We start from the raw sequence: 17,067 nt of genomic DNA, 5'->3' as shown, positions 1-17,067 counted from the left end.
CTCATTCTCCGCGACCGAATGCATAGAGCGACAAGGTCAGCAATGTCGTGATGCCTAGCACGATGGACAGACCAATCATGCCGGCCGAGAACGTGCCGAAACTGTCCTTCAGATAGCCCACGAGGTACGGTCCCGCAAAGCCGCCGAGCGCACCGATCGAGTTGATGAAAGCGAGACCGCCGGCAGCCGCCTGTCCCGAAAGGAACCGGGACGGGAGCGTATAGAAGATCGTCCGGCCCGCAATCGTGCCGATCAATGCCAGCGTGATGCCGGTCATTGCCGGAATCAGGTGATGGAAATACGTCGAGACACCCAGTGCGATTGCCCCAATCAGAAGACCCGCGGCCAGATTTGCGATCGGCCCGCCGCGACTGTCGACTCGCTTGGCCCACCAGAGCAACGCTATGGTGGCGAAGAAGTAAGGCACGGCCGACATCCAGCCAGTCTGCGTCACGCTCATCCCGTGAGCCCTCAGCATCTGAGGCAGCCAGATGCCGATGCCATAAGAGCCCATCGTGAAGCCGAAGGAGATCATCGCCAGCACGTAGGTGCGCACGTCCTTCAACGCCGCGACGAAATTTTTCTTCTTCTGACTGGACGTGCCTTCCCGATCGAACGCGCCTTGCAGAGCTTGCCGTTCCTCGTGGGACAACCACTTCGCATCGGCGGGTTTATCCGCCAACATTTTGAGTACCAGAAAGCCGAGCACGCAGGCGGGCAATCCTTGAACGATGAACATCCACCTCCACCCCGCCAGTCCCAGCACACCGTCCATATGGAGTAGCCCTGCCGAGAGCGGGCCGCCAACCAGCGACGACAGTGGCGTGGAGACGGTGAACCATGCGAGCACGCGCGTGCGATAGCCGGCCGGAAACCAGACCGCGAGAAAAAAGATCACACCGGGAAAAAAGCCGGCCTCACCGATGCCGAGTAGTAACCGGATCGCGTAGAAGCTTTTTGGGCCAACAGCCAGCGCCGTCGCCGCTGCGAAGAAGCCCCACGTGATCATGATGCGGGCGAGCCAACGCCGTGCGCCGAAGCGGTACAACGCCAGGTTGCTCGGGACCTCGAACAGACAGTACCCCGCGAACATGATGCCCGCACCCCAGCCGAACTGTGTGGCGGTCAGGCCAAGATCGCGATTCATCGTCAACGCCGCGAAGCCGACGCTCGTGCGATCCAGATAGTTGAAGAAGTACGCAAGTGCGAGGAGCGGAATGAAGCGCCACGCGGCTTTGCTGACAGCGGACTGCTCGAGGGTGGAACCTGCCGCGCCGCCGGTCGCGATGTTCGATGAAATGGATGTCATGCTCGTCTCCAGACGAATCACAGCGCGCAGAAGGCCCTGCCGGCCTTCGCGGCTCAGTGATTCTTTGTTTGGGTTGCTGCTTCAGGCGCTGGCGAGTTCGTTCGCCGAGGGGTTCGACGCATCGCCAGGCTGGGTGTCCTGACACTTGACGACCCCGGCCTCGGTCAACTGCCTGAGATCCTCCCGCGTGTATCCGAGAGCTGTAAGAACCGCCTGGGTGTCCTGACCCAGCGAAGGCGGCGCCGCGCGCAGGTGCAGGCGCTCACCGCCGAGCGTCAAAGGCAGCAGCGCGGTCCTCGTCGCGATGGCCTGCCCCGCGCCGCTTGCGTCAGGCGGCAAAGTCACCTCGGCGAGTCCGCCGGTAGCGAGCAGGTGCGGATCATCGAACAGATCCTGCGGCTTCGTGATCGGCGCATAAGGCAGCCCGCAGCGCTCGAAGACTGCGCTGATCTCGGCAGCGCTGAAGGCTTCCATATGTTTTCGAAGCAGCGGCAGTAGCCATTCACGGGCCTGCACGCGCTGATTGTTCGAGCTTATGCGCTCGTCCGCCTTCAGTTCCGCAAGCCCGAAAGCGTCGCAGAACAGCGCCCATTGCGTATCCGAGACGACCGCCAGAAATATCTGCTCGCCGTTCTTGACCGAGAACACATCGTAGACGGCCCATGCCGAAATGCGGCTCGGCATGGGCGCCGCGGCGTTGCCGGTCACGGCGTACTGCATCATGTGCTGGGCCACGAGGAACACATTGTTCTCGAACAGCGCGCTCTGCACTTCCTGACCACGGCCAGTGCGTTCGCGTTGAGCCAGTGCCGCCATCGCGCCGATCGCACCGAACATTCCGCCCATGATGTCGTTGACACTCGTCCCGGCGCGCAACGGTCTGCCGTCAGGTCCCGTCATGTAAGCGAGGCCGCCCATCATCTGCACGACCTCATCGAGCGCGGTGCGATGATCGTAGGGGCCGGGCAGAAAGCCTTTATGCGACACGTAGACGAGACGCGGATTGAGCCTCTGCAGCGCGGCATAACCGAGGCCGAGCTTGTCCATCGTGCCGCTCTTGAAGTTTTCGCTGAAGACGTCCGCTCCGGCAAGAAGCTTGTGAACGATCTCCACGCCACGCGGATCTTTGACGTCGACCGCAATGCTCTTCTTGTTGCGGTTGAAGGTGCCGAAGAAGCCTGCACCGGAGCCACGCAAAGCGCGCGTGCTGTCGCCGCAAATCGGTTCGACCTTGAGCACCTCCGCGCCCAGGTCCGCCAGAACCATGCCGCAGGTCGGTCCCATCACCATGTGCGTCATCTCGACGACGCGTATGCCGCTATACGGCAAATTCTGGTTGGCTTGTATGTCGCTCATTGCGCTACTCCGATCAGGCAGCCTTCCGGTTGCGGCGCGCTGGGCGCACGGCCGTCCGCATACTTGAATCCCTTGGGAAGACCCGCGTCCTGCACGTGTCCATATAACGCTTCGGCAGGCAGCGCCTCGGCGAGAATGGCACGCGCTGCGATGAGTCTGTCGATGTCCACGCCTGTGTCGTAGCCCATCGCTTCGAGCAGGAAGGTCAGGTCTTCCGTCACGATGTTGCCGGTTGCGCCCGGCGCATAGGGGCAGCCGCCCAGACCCGCCTGACTCGAATCAATCGTCGTCACACCGACGTCGAGCGCTGCGACGACGTTGGCCAGTCCCTGTCCACGCGTGTTATGGAAGTGTGCGCCGCCAGCCTTCTCGCCGAATTCTGCTCGCAGACGGCGGAACAGCCGGCGAACCTGTGCCGGATTCGCGTAGCCGCTTGTATCCGACAGGCCGATTTCGTCGACGCCGCAGCCGGCCATTGCCTCGCACATGCGCATCGTCTGGTCATCGCTCACTGCGCCCGCGATCGTGCAGCCGAAGGCAACCGAAACACCGGCTTCGATCTCGACGCCAGGAAACCGTTCGTTGCGAAGCGCGACGATATTGCGGACTTCTTCGATCATCTGCTCATTGGTTTTCCGGATATTGGCCAGCGAATGTGCGTTGGTCACCGAAACTGGGAGCGTGACCTTATGCACGCCCGCTTCGAACGCGCTCTGGCTTCCACGAAGATTCGGCGCGAGAACCGCGACGCGCAGATCCGGGATCGACAGGGCATGCGCAACGACTGCGCGGATGTCAGCCATTTGAGGCAGCAGTCTGGCCGGCACGAACGAACCCACTTCGATTTCCCTGAGCCCCGCAGCGGCGAGTGCGGAGATCCATCGCAGCTTGGCTGCGGTTGGCATGACGCTTTTGATGCTCTGCAGACCATCGCGCGGCCCGACTTCGCTGATCAGCACCTGCGGACTTGAAATGCTCACATTTGACTCCTTAGTTCTATCTGATAGACCTACGTTCTGTTAGAAAGAACTATAGGCGGCGACCACATCGGCGATAAGAGGGGTAAACCCAGGAATTTAGAACTTGAGTTCTGCCAGATAGAACAGTACAGTGGCGCCTATGATCACGAGGAGAAAGACAACGTGGCTACCGACGCCCTTTCGACGTCCGACCCATCTGCCGACGCCGGTGAAAATTCCAGCGGTGTGGCCGTGCTGGACCGGGCGTTCGCCATACTCAACGCGTTCGGCCCAAGCGACGACCAGCTGACGCTCACTGAACTCTCACGCCGCACCGGGTTGTACAAAAGCACCACCCTGCGCCTGCTTGGCGCGTTGGAGCATGGAGGCTTCATCCGCAAGATGAGCGATGGCCAGTATGGGGTTGGCCACCAGCCATTGCGTCTGGCCGCTCTCTATCAGCGCTCCTTCCAGGTAGGTCCCGTCATCGAGCCGTTGCTCCAGCAGTTGAGCCGCGATCTGGGGGAGACCGCATCGTTCTACGTGCGCCAAGGCGATCACCGGCTGGTGCTCTACCGCGTCGAGCCAACCAGAAGCGTGAGGGTGTCGATCCGCGTCGGTGAAGAGTTCGCGATCGAGAAAGGCGCGTCGGGCAAAGTGCTGCTCGCTTTCACAGAGGCGCATGATTCGCGGTGGAGCGAAGTGCGCCAGGCCCTCTGGGCGGCGTCCTATGGCGAGCGTGATCCCGAGACCGCCTCGGCCTCGGTGCCCGTGTTCGACTCGACCGGCCAGTTAGTGGGTGCCCTCACGCTATCGGGACCCAGGGAAAGATTTGGTACTCGTCCGACCATCGATGCAGCCGTTGCGGCCTTACTCGATTGCGCAAAGCGCGCAACGATTGCGCTCGGCGGCAAAGGTGACCGGTACGATGCCAGCATCGCGGAATTGACCAACAGAAGCAGAAGTGAGGACACTCACAAGGGTCCTATGATCGAACGAGGCCGCGCGACACGCGCGGACAAACGCCACGACAAGTAGCAAACAGCAAAAGAGGAGCACATGACGAAGCGCGTGATTGTGACCGGCGGCAGCGGCATGGCCGGAAAATGGGTCGTCCAGGACCTGGTCGAGCATGGCTACGAGGTGATGAATCTTGATCGCGTGCCCATGGCAGCGCGCACGGCGCGCACGTTGATTACGGACATCACCGATGCGGGCCAGGTATTCAATGCGCTGGCATCGAGCACGGCGGCGGGCGAATTCGTCGACGACCTCGAACCCAAGCCGATCGACGCGATCGTGCATTTTGCGGCGATCCCCCGCATCATGATCACGCCCGACAACGAGGTCTACCGGATCAACGTGATGGGCACGTACAACATCCTCGACGCAGCGTCGAAGCTAGGCATCCGCAAGGTGATCGTGGCATCGAGCGAAACCACATACGGTGTGGTGTTCGCGCACCGGGATCGCAATCCGGAGTACTTCCCGCTGGACGAGGAATACCCGGTGAACCCGATGGACAGCTACGCGACGTCGAAGGTGATCAACGAAGTGACGGCGAAGGCGTTCCACACGCGCACCGGCTCTGACATTTACTGCTTTCGCATCGGCAACGTGCTCGAACCCAACGACTACGCGAAGTTTCCGGCGTGGCTCAAGGATCCGGCGCTGCGCAAGAGGATTGCGTGGAGCTATATCGACGGCCGCGATCTCGCGAGCGCGTGCCGGCTCGCCATCGAAAAGGACGGCCTCGGCTTTCAGGTCATGAACGTCGCGGCCGACGACGTGTCGTCCGACGTACCCACCGCTGAACTGCTCCGACGCTACTACCCCGGCGTGCCGCTCAGGAAGCAATTCGGCGAGTTCGAGACGCTGCTCAGCAACGAAAAGCTCAAGCGTCTTCTCGGGTGGAAACAGCAACACTACTGGCGCGACGAAGCGAAACAGTTCGTCGGGTAGGACCTCTTTCACGCGAGACAATACGAATCAAGGGGGTAGCGAGGCCGGTCACCCCGGCCACTCCCGATCGGTCCCGCGAAAGCTCCCGCATCAATCCTCGCCCGCTGCCGGCGCCGGCTCCGCCGCCGGCATCTTGCGATAGATAGTGTTGCGCGACACCCCAAGCGCGCGCGCCGCCGCCGACACGTTACCGCCATAGCGCGCCAGCGTCATCGCCACCACCGACGCGGCGACATCCTGCAGCCGCGCGCCGTCAGGCACCGACGCATCGCCGGCAGCCGGCCCATCCGCAGCCGCAACGGCTGAAGAGCCCGAAGCGCACGACGCAGCAGAGTCACCCTGCCCACCCCCGCCACTGCCACAACCCGTGCCCCTCACATCATCCAGAAAATCATCCGGCAGATGCTCCCACCGGATCACCCCATCGTCCTCCACCATAGCCGACGCGGTCCGCAGCAGATTCGCCAGTTGCCGGCAGTTGCCCGGCCACGCATGTCGTCCGAACACGGCCATCACATCCGTCGCAACGCTGAGCGTCTGCCGCCCCCCGCTTTCGACCGATTCCCACTGCAACATCTTCTCGACCACAACCGCCAGATCGCTGCGCTCACGCAACGCCGGCAACCGAACCGCAAGCCCGTTGATCCGATAGTAAAGATCCTCACGAAACTGATTCTGCGCAATCATCTCGCGCAAGTTGCGGTGGGTCGCGCAGATGATCGATACGTCAACCGGAACCGCCCGCGTCGCCCCAAGCGGCGTCACCACCCGCTCCTGCAAAACGCGCAGCAGCCGCACCTGCATCGAATACGGCATATCGCCGATCTCATCGAGAAACAGCGTGCCGCCATTCGCCTGCACCAGCTTGCCGATCGACCCTTTACGGCGCGCGCCGGTAAATGCACCCTCTTCATACCCGAACAACTCGGATTCGATCAGCGACTCAGGAATCGAAGCACAGTTGACCGCAATGAACGGCCCATCACGCCGCGGCGAGTCGTTGTGAATCGCCTGCGCGAGCAACTCCTTGCCGGTACCGGTCTCGCCGGTGATCAGAAGCGGAATGTCCTTGCCGAGCACCTTGCGAACCTTGGCGATCAGCGTGGACACGCGCGCATCGCCGGTGTCGAGATCGCTGAGCCGCGACAGTCCCGCAGCCGGCTGACGCGGATTCGCACACACGGGTCGCGGTGCGGGAGCCCGCTGCACATCCACCGCGCCACGCGCGAGCCCTACCGAGGCTCGCCTTAACTGCGCACGCGCGCAAACCACGGCACCGTTATGCAGATTCAGCATCAGATGCGGTGCGACGCCATGCGTCAAACGATCGATCAGTTGCGCATACGAGATCTGAAACAGCGACGACAGCGTATGCGCGCGCAACGCCGCGAGCGACAAGCCCAACTGAAACTGCGCACTCCGATTCGCGGACAGAAAACGCCCATCATCGGTAAACGCAATGATCCCTTCCATCAGGGTGCCGAGGAACTCGGGCCGTCCGTGAAAGGACACCTGCAGCACGTCGCGAAACGCGGTCGAGAACAGATGGTTTTCGATCATCTGCACCGACATCTTCGCGAGCGCCATCGTGTGCTGGTGATAGCTGCGGTGGTCGCCGGTCACGTCGAGCACGCCGATCAGATCGCCGTACGGATCGAGAATCGGCACACTCGAACAGGTCAGGAAGCGGTTCGCCGCCAGATAGTGCTGATCGCCATGCACGACCATCGCACAACCCTCGGCCAGCGAGGTGCCGATCGCATTGGTGCCCTGGCGATCCTCGGCCCAGTTCGCGCCGGGCCGCAGCGCCACTTTTTCCGCACGATGCAGAAAGTCGTCGTCACCGATCGAATGAAGGATCAGCCCTTCGGCGTTGGTCAACACGATCATGCTTTGCGTATTGACGATCTGCTCGCGCAGCGTCTCCATGACCGGCATCGCGTGCGCGCACAGCACCTGGTTCTGCTCGCGCTTCAGCGCGAGGCCCGTGTCGGACAGGATGTCGTAATCCGGCCGGATCGACGCGCGCAGGCCGAACGTCTCGGAGCGTTCGTGGGATTTCTGGATCGCCGGTGCGGGCCAACCTTTGGAGCGGTTAGCCGCCGCCACGCTGACCGGATGAACGTCGTCGCGCATTGTCTCCTCCTGAATGCGCCCGGGTCGTGCCGGACGCTTTGATGCGTGTCGACAGAATACTCCCTTTGCCACTCCGCCCGCCCCTTGCGGCATCCCAACGCAGGCCCGCATCCTTGATCTGGGTCAGCGTCGGGCGAATCTGCGGCGTTTTTGAACACCCGCTGCCCGCGCAGCTGTTCCAGAACGGAACACTTCCGCCTATCGAGCCCACCGTATCTCCTGAAATTTCGCACCTCGATGCATTGGTACGGTTCGTGCCTCATGTGGTCCCGTGCAGTCACCCGATCACCATCACAAAACGGAGACAAGTGATGAATCCATTTGACCTGAAAGCCCTCGGCATCGACATCGAATATCCGTATCGCCAGCGTTACGAAAACTATATCGGCGGCAAGTGGGTCGCGCCGGTCGGCGGCGACTATTTCGACAACGTGTCGCCGATCAACGGGCAGCCATTTTGTCGCATACCTCGTTCGAGTGCCGCGGACATCGATCTCGCCATCGATGCCGCGCACGCAGCGCGCCGCAAATGGGCGAAAACGTCGGTGACTGAGCGCGCGAACGTGCTGCTCGCGGTCGCCGAGCGGATGGAAAAGAACCTGAAGCTACTCGCGGTCGCCGAGACGATCGACAACGGCAAGCCGCTGCGCGAAACGATGGCCGCGGACCTGCCGCTCGCTGTCGATCATTTCCGCTATTTCGCGGGCTGCGTTCGCGCGCAGGAAGGCGGCATCTCGGAGATCGACGACAACACGGTCGCCTATCACTTTCACGAGCCGGCTGGCGTGGTCGGTCAGATCATCCCGTGGAATTTTCCGCTGCTGATGGCCGCGTGGAAGCTCGCGCCCGCGCTCGCGGCCGGCTGCTGCGTCGTGATGAAGCCCGCCGAGCAGACGCCGGCTTCGGTACTCGTGCTGATCGAACTGATCGGTGACCTGTTCCCGGCCGGGGTCGTCAATATCGTCAACGGCTTCGGCAAGGAAGCGGGCGAAGCGCTCGCCACCAGCAAGCGCATCGCGAAGATCGCGTTCACAGGCTCGACGCCGGTCGGCAAGCGCATCCTGCACGCAGCCGCGGACAACCTGATCCCGTCGACGGTCGAACTCGGCGGCAAGAGCCCGAACATCTTCTTCGCCGACGTGCTCGATCGCGACGACGCGTTCCTCGACAAGGCGCTCGAAGGTCTCGCGATGTTCGCGCTGAATCAGGGCGAAGTGTGCACGTGCCCGTCGCGCGTGCTGGTCCAGGAGTCCATCTACGAGCGCTTCATCGAGAAGGCGATTGCCCGTGTCGAACGCATCAAGGCCGGCCATCCGCTGAACCTCGAAACGATGATCGGCGCGCAGGCGTCGCAGCAGCAGCTGGACAAGATCCTGTCGTATATCGACATCGGCCGGGACGAAGGGGCGCAGTGCCTCGTCGGCGGCGAGCGCGCCTCGCCCGGGGCCGGTCTCGGCGAGGGCTTCTACGTGAAGCCGACGATGCTGTTCGGCAACAACGATATGCGCGTGTTCCAGGAGGAAATCTTCGGGCCGGTCGCGTCGGTGATGACGTTCAAGGACGAACAGCAAGCGATCGAACTCGCGAACGACACGTACTATGGCCTGGGCGCCGGCGTGTGGACGCGCGACGGCACCCGCGCTTACAAGATGGGACGCGAGATCGAGGCGGGACGCGTGTGGACCAACTGCTACCACCTGTATCCGGCGCACGCGGCATTCGGTGGCTACAAGCAGTCGGGGATCGGGCGCGAAACGCACAAGATGGCGTTGTCGAATTATCAGCAGACGAAGTGTCTGCTGGTCAGCTATCAGGCGGAGGCGCTCGGGTTCTTCTAAGCGGAGGGCGCGTCGTCAACCGGCGACGCGCGCCGACCAGCGTGGTCGCGCACACCTGGCCGCCGCAATCTCGCGGCGGCGTTCCTTCAGTCGCGAGTCAGCTTTGCGTGGACTCGCATGCCACCACCCTGTTTCGCCCGCTCGCCTTCGCGGCGTACAGTCGCTGGTCCGCGACCGCAATCAGCCGCTCGAGGTCGCGGCAGTCGTCCGCGATCCTCTCCGCCACGCCGATCGATATCGTGAAGCGGATTTCACGGCCCGGCGCCGAACGAAGCAACGTCGCCTCCTGAAGAACGCAGGCATTGCCGGCGACGGCCTCGCGCACGCGCTCGGCAATCCGGGCGGCGTCGTCCGCGGGCGTATCGGGCAGCAGCACGCAGAACTCCTCGCCGCCCAGCCGTGCCATCAGATCCCCCGGGCGCACGGTGAGCTTGACCACATCGGCCAGGTGCTTCAGGGCCTCGTCTCCGGCAGCGTGCCCCCAGTTGTCGTTGACCCGCTTGAAATGGTCGATATCGACCATCAGCAGCGCGATGTGGCGCTCGACGTCGCGCCGCGACAGTGCGCCGAATTCCTCGTTCAAACGACGGCGGTTCGCGAGACCGGTCAGCGGGTCCGCGAGCGATAATTCCCGCAAGCGCTGGTTGAGTGTCATCTGCGTGGAGAGAAGGCGGTCGACGACGAACAGCGTGGACCAGAGCAGGAATGCCATGAGTAGCCACACGCCGGCAAACAGCGCGCTGCTCAAACGGACGACGGCGCGAAATACGGACGCAGCGGGAACATGATCGACCAATAAGAGATCTGCCGTATCCAGTTTGCGGAATAAAAGAAAGTCCTGCCCGGCACTCAGCATCCCCGTGCCTGTTTGAAACAGCGTCGAAGCGGAGAGCGTATTCCACCGCGGCGGCAGAGTCTCGAGCCAATTCTCATGCGCCGCGGCAAGGGTAGTCCCGCTCGTTGCAATCGGCTTCCAGCTTCGGTCGACGAGAGCATGAGTTTCGTCCGGCGTGGTGTCGGTCCGCAGATAGTCCTGAACGATGCGTTGCGGGATGATGAAGAACAGATAGCCGCGAACCACGCCGTTGCTCATCACCGGGGTGCCGAACAGCAGGCGCGGTTCCGCCGGATTCTCGCGCCCGTGAATCGGATCGAACGTGACCTTATAGGCGAGCGGGTTCTGGCTGGCAAGCTGCAACAGGCGCGAGCTGCCCAACGTTTGCAGGATCCGGACTACTTCGTCATCGTCGACGGCTGGGTAGGCGACCACGATACCGGCCGGCGACACATACACCGCGCGTTCGAGACCCGTGCCCATCTCGAATTGCACGGCGAGCAGCCGGCTCATCAATTGGGCGAGCCGCAGGTCCTCGAGAAACCTGGGCTCGTCGCGGTGCAACCCGGGCATCACCGCAAGCTGATGTGTGCCGATACCCCGGATGGGGGCGTCGGTATCGCCGACCTGAAGATTCCAGACTCGCTCGTCCTGCGCCCGCAGTACTGCCTGGAGCGAGCCATCCGCAGTCCGGTCGAGCTGCGCCGTGCGGTCCGCGAGGAACCGCTCCCCACTCTCACGAAGAAGCTGCAAGTGCTGCCTGTTATTGCGGACCGCGACATCCAGAACTCTCGCCTGAATCTCGAGCCGATGCGAACGGTTATCGAGTTCTCGAGCGCGCACGAGAAAATATTGGTGGACGGCAAGAATCAAAGTGACAACGAACACCAAGGCGAAACACAGGATCACGGTATGCCGTGGACGTGAACTGACGCGGTCCCAAACCGCTTTTGCAGACGTTTTTGCAGGCGTTGGTGCAGCGGACGGCACGCGCATACCTGTTCTCCGGTGATCCAACTCCAGGTCCGACAATCCACCGTACGAGCGATTCCGAGCGAGGCTCGTGTCGCCCATCGTCGCGCCCATCATGCGCTATTCCTTCCCGCCCCCCTCGATATAGCTATCCACCGCACTACTCACCGTCGGATGAAAGCACGCATCGCCAATCAGATCGCCCAACTCGAAGCGCCTGAGCTTGTCGCGAACCGGATCCTTCATCTCCGCAAAGTGCAGCGCGATCCCGCGCTCGTCGAGCGTGCGCGTCAGTTCCCGCAGCATGTCGGCGGAGGTGACGTCCACGCTCGTCACCGGTTCGGCCGCCACGACCACGCGCCGTACCGGCGCCGGCGATTCCGCGACGGCTTCGAGCAGGCGTTCCTGAAACTGCTCGGCGTTCGCGAAGAACAGCGGTGCATCCCAGCGAAACAGCACGAGTCCGGGGATTCGCTCGGCATGCGGGTAGCGCTGCAGGTCGTGATAGCCGCGCAAACCCTCGACGCGACCGAGCACCGCGTAGTGCGGCCGCCAGCCGTCCCACAGAAATTCGATGACCGCGATCACTATCGCGAAGCAGATGCCGGGAATCGCGCCGAACACGGCGACGCCGGCAAAGCAGGCCATCGACAGCCAGAACTCCCATTGCTGGATGCGGAAGATCCGCTTCAGGTCCGTGATCTCGAACAAGCCGATCGCCGCCGCGATGACGACCGCGGCGAGCGCGCTGTTGGGCAGGTAGCGCATCAGATTGGGCGCGGCAATCAGCAGCACCGCGACCGCCAGCGCGCCGACGACGCCCGTCAGTTGCGTCTTCGCGCCCGCCGCCTCGGCGACCGGCGTGCGCGACGAACTGCTGCTGATCGGGAAGCCGTGGAACAGGCCGGCCGCAAGGTTGGCCACGCCGAGCCCGACCATCTCCTGATTGGGGTCGACGCGGCTGCGAAAACGTGCCGCGAAAGTCCGCGACAGCACGCTGGTATCCGCGAACGAGATCAGCGCGACCGCGCAGCCGCCGAGCAGTATCTTGACCAGATCGGCGTCGGTGACCCACGGCAGCGCAAAAGTCGGCAAGCCTTGAGGAATCTTGCCGAGCACTTTCACGCCGAGGCTGTCGAGGTGCAATGCGGTCACGCACAACGTCGCGACGATCACGGCGATCAGGATGCCCGGCAGCTTTTCGAAGCGCTTCAGAAACAGGATCAGCACAAGGCTTCCCGCGCCCACCGCGAAGCTGTACCAGTTGGATTTGCCGTCGGCGACGGCCTGCACGAGACTCACGATGTCCCGCAACGGTCCGCGCTCTTCGATCGAGATCGCAAACAGTTTGGGCAACTGACTGATCAGCACGGCGAGCGCGATGCCGTTCATGTAGCCGTACCGAATGGGCTTCGACAGCAGCTCGGTGATGAATCCCAGCCGCAGCAAGCCCATCACGATACAGAACAGGCCGGACACGATCGCCATCATGCTGGCCACCGCAATCGCTCGCGAAGGGTCGCCCGCCGCGATTTGCACGACCACCGCCAGAATCGGAGCGGCGAGCGCGGAGTCGGGGCCGAGCACGAGAATCCGGCTAGGGCCGAACAGCGCATACGCCAGCAGTGGGACGATCGTCGCGTAGAGGCCATACACGCCAGGGACACCGGACGCCTCCGCGTAGGCGATCCCGACCGGCACCAGCATCGTGGTCAAGACCAGTCCCGCCGTCAGATCGCTCGGCAGCCAGCTCAGCCGGTACGTCCTGAGCACCGTCAGTCCGGGCAGCCAGCGCATCCAGTGGCGTGCGCTGATCGCAGCAGTCTGTTCTTTCTGAGGAACGGGCCTGTCCGCTTCCATAGTTGGAATGTCCGCAGTAGGGGACGCCGCGCCACGGATTGTGGGCGGTGCTGTCATTCGTAGGATAGTCCAGACCTTCCGTCGGTGACAGGGATCGGGCCGGCCGGCTGGGCATCATCGACGCCGCCACTGGGCGTTTCGGTCTGCACGGTCATGGCGTCGCTGGCCCGAGAATTAACGATTTCTACAGCCAGGCTCCATTGGCGCGCCGCCCCTCGCGACGGACCATGGGTTCCAAGGCGCGCGTCGATCGACCTCCCGCCGACCCGTCGGCCTCGCGGCGTCGCCGCAGCCGCTCCCCCGAGCCACTGTCAGGAGTCACGAAATGAAACCGTCCACTTTCATCGGCGCCGCAGCAGCAAGCGCCGCCCTCGCCTTCGGTGCCGCCGCTCATGCTCAGACGCAAGCTCCCACCGAAATTTCCCAGCCTGCCGACCAGAACACGCTGACGGCCGTCGGCGGCTCGCCCGCGCCGCAAACCGCGATGGGCGCGCCCGCCGGCAAGACCCGTGAGCAGGTTTATCGCGAGTTCATCGCGTCGCAACACGACCCCGAAATGCAGCAGCGCATGAAGGAGCTGTTCAGGGGCGGCCAATGACGGCGCGATGAGCGTCGCGACGATCGCTGTAGCGAGGCCGGCCGGACTCAGAAGCCCAGGCGTTTTTCGAAGCTGCGAAACCGTCCGGTCGACCGCCAGCGCTGCAACCACGGATTCGTGCGCACCTCGCATAGCCGCGACGAGCGCTCGGCGAGCGCGAGGTCGAGCCAGTGGAACATGTCGTCCGCGCGCCCGAGCCGCGCGTCAATCTCGGCGAGCAGCAGCGGCGACGTGTAGCCGTCTCGATGGCGCGCGAGCAGGTCCGCGCGCAGCCATTGCAGCACCGCGTCGTGCGCACCGGCGTCCCAGCGTTCGCGGATCGCTTGCGCGCGGGCCAGTTCGTTGCAGCAGACGAGCGCTTCCACGGTCGCTTCCACCGACTCCTTGACGAGCCCTTTCACCTCGAACGCGGTCGCGAGGATCTGGTAGATCAGCGGCGAGCGCTCGGCCGCCGCGCGCGAGAAGTATTCGCGCACGGCCTGCTCGTGCTCGCCCGACAGAATCAGGCCGAACGCGCGCGAGCCCTGGAACGCGAGCGGATCGAGTTTTTCGGCGCGTTTCATCAGCGCGTGGCCTTCGGCGTCACGGCCGACCGACATCAGCATGCGCGCATACAGCCGATGCGCTTCCGGATAGCTCGGGTTCAGGCGCAGCGCATGCAGAAACTCCGCTTCGGCGCGACGCCAGTCCCAATCGTAGAAGTAGTGAACCGCGGCCATCGCGTGATGCGCCTCCGGCAACTCGGGGTCGAGATCCAGCGCGCGCTCGGCCGCCGCGCGCGCGAGCGGCCAGCCCTCCTCCGGCGGATAGAAGCCGTGCACGACCGTCGAGCCATGAAAATTCGACAGGCCGACATAGCCGAGCGCATAGGTCGGATCATGTTCGACCGCGCTGTCGAAATAGCCGCGGCTACGAAAGAAGTCCTCGCCGCTCAGCGCATGCGTGGCCGCGAAGCAGGGATCGAAATGCACGCGGCGATACCAGTAGTAGCGGCCGCGCAGATAGGCATCGTGCGCCGCGGGCGCGACGGGCAGGCGTCGCGCGAGCGCGCTCAACCGATGCTGCGTGAGCCTTGGCGTGACCTCGGCCGCCAGCGCCGCGCCGACTTCCTGCTGAATGTTCAAAGTGCCCGCCGATTCGGGCTCGTATGCATGACTCCAGATCTGCGTCTGGTCCGCGCAGCGAATCAGCTGCGCGAGAATGCGCAGGCGCTGGCCGTCGCTCGTCAGCGAACCTTCGAGCACGTAGTCGAGCGTCAGCTCGCGCGCGATCTCGGCGATACTCTTGCCCGAGCGGCGGTAGTGCGCCGCGGTCGTGCGCGCGATCACCGCGAGCCGCTCGCCGCCGAGCGGGCCGAGCGTCGCGGAGGTTTCGGCGGCGAGCGCATCGCAGAACGCGTCCTGACCCGGGTCGCCGGTCATGTTGTCGAACGGCAGCACGATCACGCGCACCGCGTGCGGCGGCTGGCTCGGCTCGGCCAGCTGCTCTGCCTCGCGGATCCCGTCGAGCCGATAGCCCTTGCCCTTGACCGTCTTGACGTGAAGCGGTGCGACGGGATCGTCGTCGAGCGCGAGGCGGATTTTGCGGATCGCGGTGTTGATGCCGTTTTCCGTGTCGTGGAAGCTATTCGCTCCCCACAGCGCGCGGACGATTTCCGCGCGCGAGATCAGCTCGCCGCTACGCGACGCGAGCAGGATCAGCAATTCCATCGGCAGACGCTCGAGACGGATCTCGTCGCCGGCGCGCCGCAACTCGTAGCGCTCGACGTCGAGTTCGAAGTCGGCAAACCTGATCAGTCCTCGTGTCTTCATGGGTTTTTCCGTGCACGCAGGCGGTCTGCGCCGATCCGTCATAGGAAGACGGCTTAGCTCTTCATGGTAGGAGAGGATTGTCGGCTTTGAAGGACAGGGGCGCATGCGCCGGCCGCCGGAGCGCCGGCCGCCGGGGCGCCGGCCGCCTGAAAAACAAATGGCCGCAGCGCGGGGCTGCGGCCATCAGATAGCGGTGACGGAGGCTTGCGCGTTTTCAGCGCGCGGCCGAAAACGCCGAACTCACGTCACGTTCATCGCCAACGCACTCTCGCGATAATGCTGGCTTGCCTTGTCGGCATCGCCTAGCTGCTCGTGCAGGCGTGCGAGCGCGCGATGCGAGCGGATCTTCAGCGTCTCGTTGTCGGCGAGCTTCAGCGCGCGTTCGAGGAACGACTGCGCCTTGCCCCACAACTGCTGATGCAGACACAGGCGCCCCAACGCGAACATCAGGTCCGCGTCTTCCGGCCGCTCCTTCTGCCACGCCTCGGCCTTCTGGATCAGCGGCAGCGCATCGCCGCCGGCCGTATCCGGATAGCGGCGCAACAGGCGCGCATCCCAGTTCTGCGCAAGCGCTTCCTCGACGATCTTGCGCGCTTCCTGCGGGCGGTTCAACGCGACCAGCAATTCGGCGGCGGTATCGGCGAGGCGCGGCGAATGACGCTCGGTCGTCGACAGCGAACTCCACAATTCGAGCAGCGCGTCCGCGTTGTGGCGACGATCGCGCAGCAGATTCTCCGCCGCCAGTTGACGCAGCCGCACCGCGACCGCCGGATGGATCGCCTCGCGCTTCTCCAGCGTCTTCACGAGCTTCAGCACTTCGCCCCAGTTCTTCAACTGCTGCTGCGCGCGCAGCATGATCTGCTGCGCGTGGATGCGCCGCGCGCCCTGCGATTGCATCTCGGTCAGCGCATTGAGCGCGCCGTCGGCGTCGCGGCCGTCGGCGCGCATGTCGGCGGTGGCCATCAGGCGCGCGTCCTGCCAGTCAGCTTCGTCGATCTGCGCGAGCCATTCGTCGCGCCGCGCGTACTCATGCATGCGATGCGCGGCGCTCGCCGCGATCAAACCGGCCGCGCCCTTGTTGTCGCCGTTCGTGAGCGCGTCCTTGGCGGCCTTTTCCGCGCGCGAGAAACGCCCCGCGTACAGGTTGCCGATTGCGTCGCGCAACGCCGCGTGCGCCTTCGCGACACGCGAACGTGCGCGGTATGCGGCGACGCGCTGCGGCATGCGCCAGATATTGCGGATGATGCGCAACAGCGCGTAGAGCAGGATGAATAGCACCACCAGCCCGACGACGAACAGATTCAGCGACATGTCGATGCGGTAAGGCGGATAGATCAGCAGCACCTGCCCCGCGTCGAAGCGCCCGCCCACCGCGAGCACGACCGCGACGGCGAACAGCGCCGCGAGCCATAGGAGTCCCCGGATCGCCAT

The 17,067-nt window shown here is 63.9% G+C and carries 12 protein-coding genes; 4 read left to right on the top strand and 8 right to left on the bottom strand.

The window, feature by feature from the left end:
• Position 1: 1 nt before the first annotated feature.
• The 3 genes from L0U84_RS03945 to L0U84_RS03935 form a co-directional block, all read right to left on the bottom strand.
• Positions 2 to 1,309 (bottom strand): MFS transporter, encoded by a 1,308-nt coding sequence (locus tag L0U84_RS03945; RefSeq protein ID WP_233847914.1) that lies wholly within the window; start codon positions 1,307 to 1,309, stop codon positions 2 to 4.
• Between the two features lie 81 nt (positions 1,310 to 1,390).
• Positions 1,391 to 2,665, bottom strand: coding sequence for a CaiB/BaiF CoA transferase family protein (locus L0U84_RS03940; protein WP_233847913.1), 1,275 nt, complete (start codon positions 2,663 to 2,665; stop codon positions 1,391 to 1,393).
• Positions 2,662 to 3,645 carry a hydroxymethylglutaryl-CoA lyase gene (locus tag L0U84_RS03935; protein WP_233847911.1) on the bottom strand — a complete coding sequence of 328 codons (984 nt, stop codon included), beginning with the start codon at positions 3,643 to 3,645 and terminating at the stop codon, positions 2,662 to 2,664. Before L0U84_RS03935 ends, L0U84_RS03940 begins: the two co-directional genes overlap by 4 nt.
• 162 nt (positions 3,646 to 3,807) lie before the next feature.
• Between L0U84_RS03935 and L0U84_RS03930 the strand changes: the two genes are divergently transcribed.
• Positions 3,808 to 4,662 (top strand): IclR family transcriptional regulator, encoded by an 855-nt coding sequence (locus L0U84_RS03930; RefSeq protein ID WP_233847910.1) that lies wholly within the window; start codon positions 3,808 to 3,810, stop codon positions 4,660 to 4,662.
• Positions 4,663 to 4,683: 21 nt separating this feature from the next.
• A complete protein-coding gene (locus L0U84_RS03925; RefSeq protein ID WP_233847903.1) occupies positions 4,684 to 5,586 on the top strand; it encodes an NAD-dependent epimerase/dehydratase family protein in 903 nt (300 codons plus the stop codon).
• 90 nt (positions 5,587 to 5,676) lie between these two features.
• On the opposite strand, the gene L0U84_RS03920 is transcribed toward L0U84_RS03925, so the two are convergent.
• On the bottom strand, positions 5,677 to 7,722 hold the full coding sequence (locus L0U84_RS03920; RefSeq protein WP_233847901.1) for a sigma-54-dependent Fis family transcriptional regulator: 2,046 nt from the start codon (positions 7,720 to 7,722) through the stop codon (positions 5,677 to 5,679).
• Between the two features lie 311 nt (positions 7,723 to 8,033).
• Here L0U84_RS03920 and L0U84_RS03915 point away from each other — a divergent pair, with 311 nt between their 5' ends.
• Entirely contained in the window at positions 8,034 to 9,560 is a 1,527-nt protein-coding gene (locus L0U84_RS03915; protein ID WP_233847900.1) for an aldehyde dehydrogenase family protein, read from the top strand.
• 97 nt (positions 9,561 to 9,657) lie between these two features.
• Here the strand turns inward: L0U84_RS03915 and L0U84_RS03910 are convergent, their stop codons facing one another.
• A complete protein-coding gene (locus tag L0U84_RS03910; protein WP_233847898.1) occupies positions 9,658 to 11,484 on the bottom strand; it encodes a diguanylate cyclase in 1,827 nt (608 codons plus the stop codon).
• A gap of 3 nt (positions 11,485 to 11,487) precedes the next feature.
• Positions 11,488 to 13,227, bottom strand: coding sequence for a SulP family inorganic anion transporter (locus L0U84_RS03905; protein ID WP_233847897.1), 1,740 nt, complete (start codon positions 13,225 to 13,227; stop codon positions 11,488 to 11,490).
• Positions 13,228 to 13,552: 325 nt separating this feature from the next.
• Between L0U84_RS03905 and L0U84_RS03900 the strand changes: the two genes are divergently transcribed.
• Positions 13,553 to 13,825, top strand: a complete 273-nt coding sequence (locus L0U84_RS03900; protein ID WP_233847896.1) for a hypothetical protein — start codon at positions 13,553 to 13,555, stop codon at positions 13,823 to 13,825.
• A gap of 47 nt (positions 13,826 to 13,872) precedes the next feature.
• Here the strand turns inward: L0U84_RS03900 and L0U84_RS03895 are convergent, their stop codons facing one another.
• Positions 13,873 to 15,636 (bottom strand): winged helix-turn-helix domain-containing protein, encoded by a 1,764-nt coding sequence (locus L0U84_RS03895; protein ID WP_233847894.1) that lies wholly within the window; start codon positions 15,634 to 15,636, stop codon positions 13,873 to 13,875.
• Positions 15,637 to 15,876: 240 nt separating this feature from the next.
• Positions 15,877 to 17,067: a heme biosynthesis protein HemY gene (locus L0U84_RS03890; protein WP_233847891.1), complete on the bottom strand. Its 1,191-nt coding sequence runs from the start codon at positions 17,065 to 17,067 to the stop codon at positions 15,877 to 15,879.

Origin of the sequence: Paraburkholderia sp. HD33-4 (assembly GCF_021390635.1) — a bacterium.
Classification (GTDB): domain Bacteria; phylum Pseudomonadota; class Gammaproteobacteria; order Burkholderiales; family Burkholderiaceae; genus Paraburkholderia.
This window is presented reverse-complemented; position numbering and strand designations above follow the sequence as displayed.

Coding starts and splice junctions, on each gene's coding strand:
- L0U84_RS03890 (WP_233847891.1), bottom strand. CDS start 17,067: ATGGCGATCCGGGGACTCCTATGGCTCGCGGCGCTGTTCGCCGTCGCG.
- L0U84_RS03915 (WP_233847900.1), top strand. CDS start 8,034: ATGAATCCATTTGACCTGAAAGCCCTCGGCATCGACATCGAATATCCG.
- L0U84_RS03900 (WP_233847896.1), top strand. CDS start 13,553: ATGAAACCGTCCACTTTCATCGGCGCCGCAGCAGCAAGCGCCGCCCTC.
- L0U84_RS03925 (WP_233847903.1), top strand. CDS start 4,684: ATGACGAAGCGCGTGATTGTGACCGGCGGCAGCGGCATGGCCGGAAAA.
- L0U84_RS03910 (WP_233847898.1), bottom strand. CDS start 11,484: ATGATGGGCGCGACGATGGGCGACACGAGCCTCGCTCGGAATCGCTCG.
- L0U84_RS03905 (WP_233847897.1), bottom strand. CDS start 13,227: ATGGAAGCGGACAGGCCCGTTCCTCAGAAAGAACAGACTGCTGCGATC.
- L0U84_RS03940 (WP_233847913.1), bottom strand. CDS start 2,665: ATGAGCGACATACAAGCCAACCAGAATTTGCCGTATAGCGGCATACGC.
- L0U84_RS03920 (WP_233847901.1), bottom strand. CDS start 7,722: ATGCGCGACGACGTTCATCCGGTCAGCGTGGCGGCGGCTAACCGCTCC.
- L0U84_RS03895 (WP_233847894.1), bottom strand. CDS start 15,636: ATGAAGACACGAGGACTGATCAGGTTTGCCGACTTCGAACTCGACGTC.
- L0U84_RS03945 (WP_233847914.1), bottom strand. CDS start 1,309: ATGACATCCATTTCATCGAACATCGCGACCGGCGGCGCGGCAGGTTCC.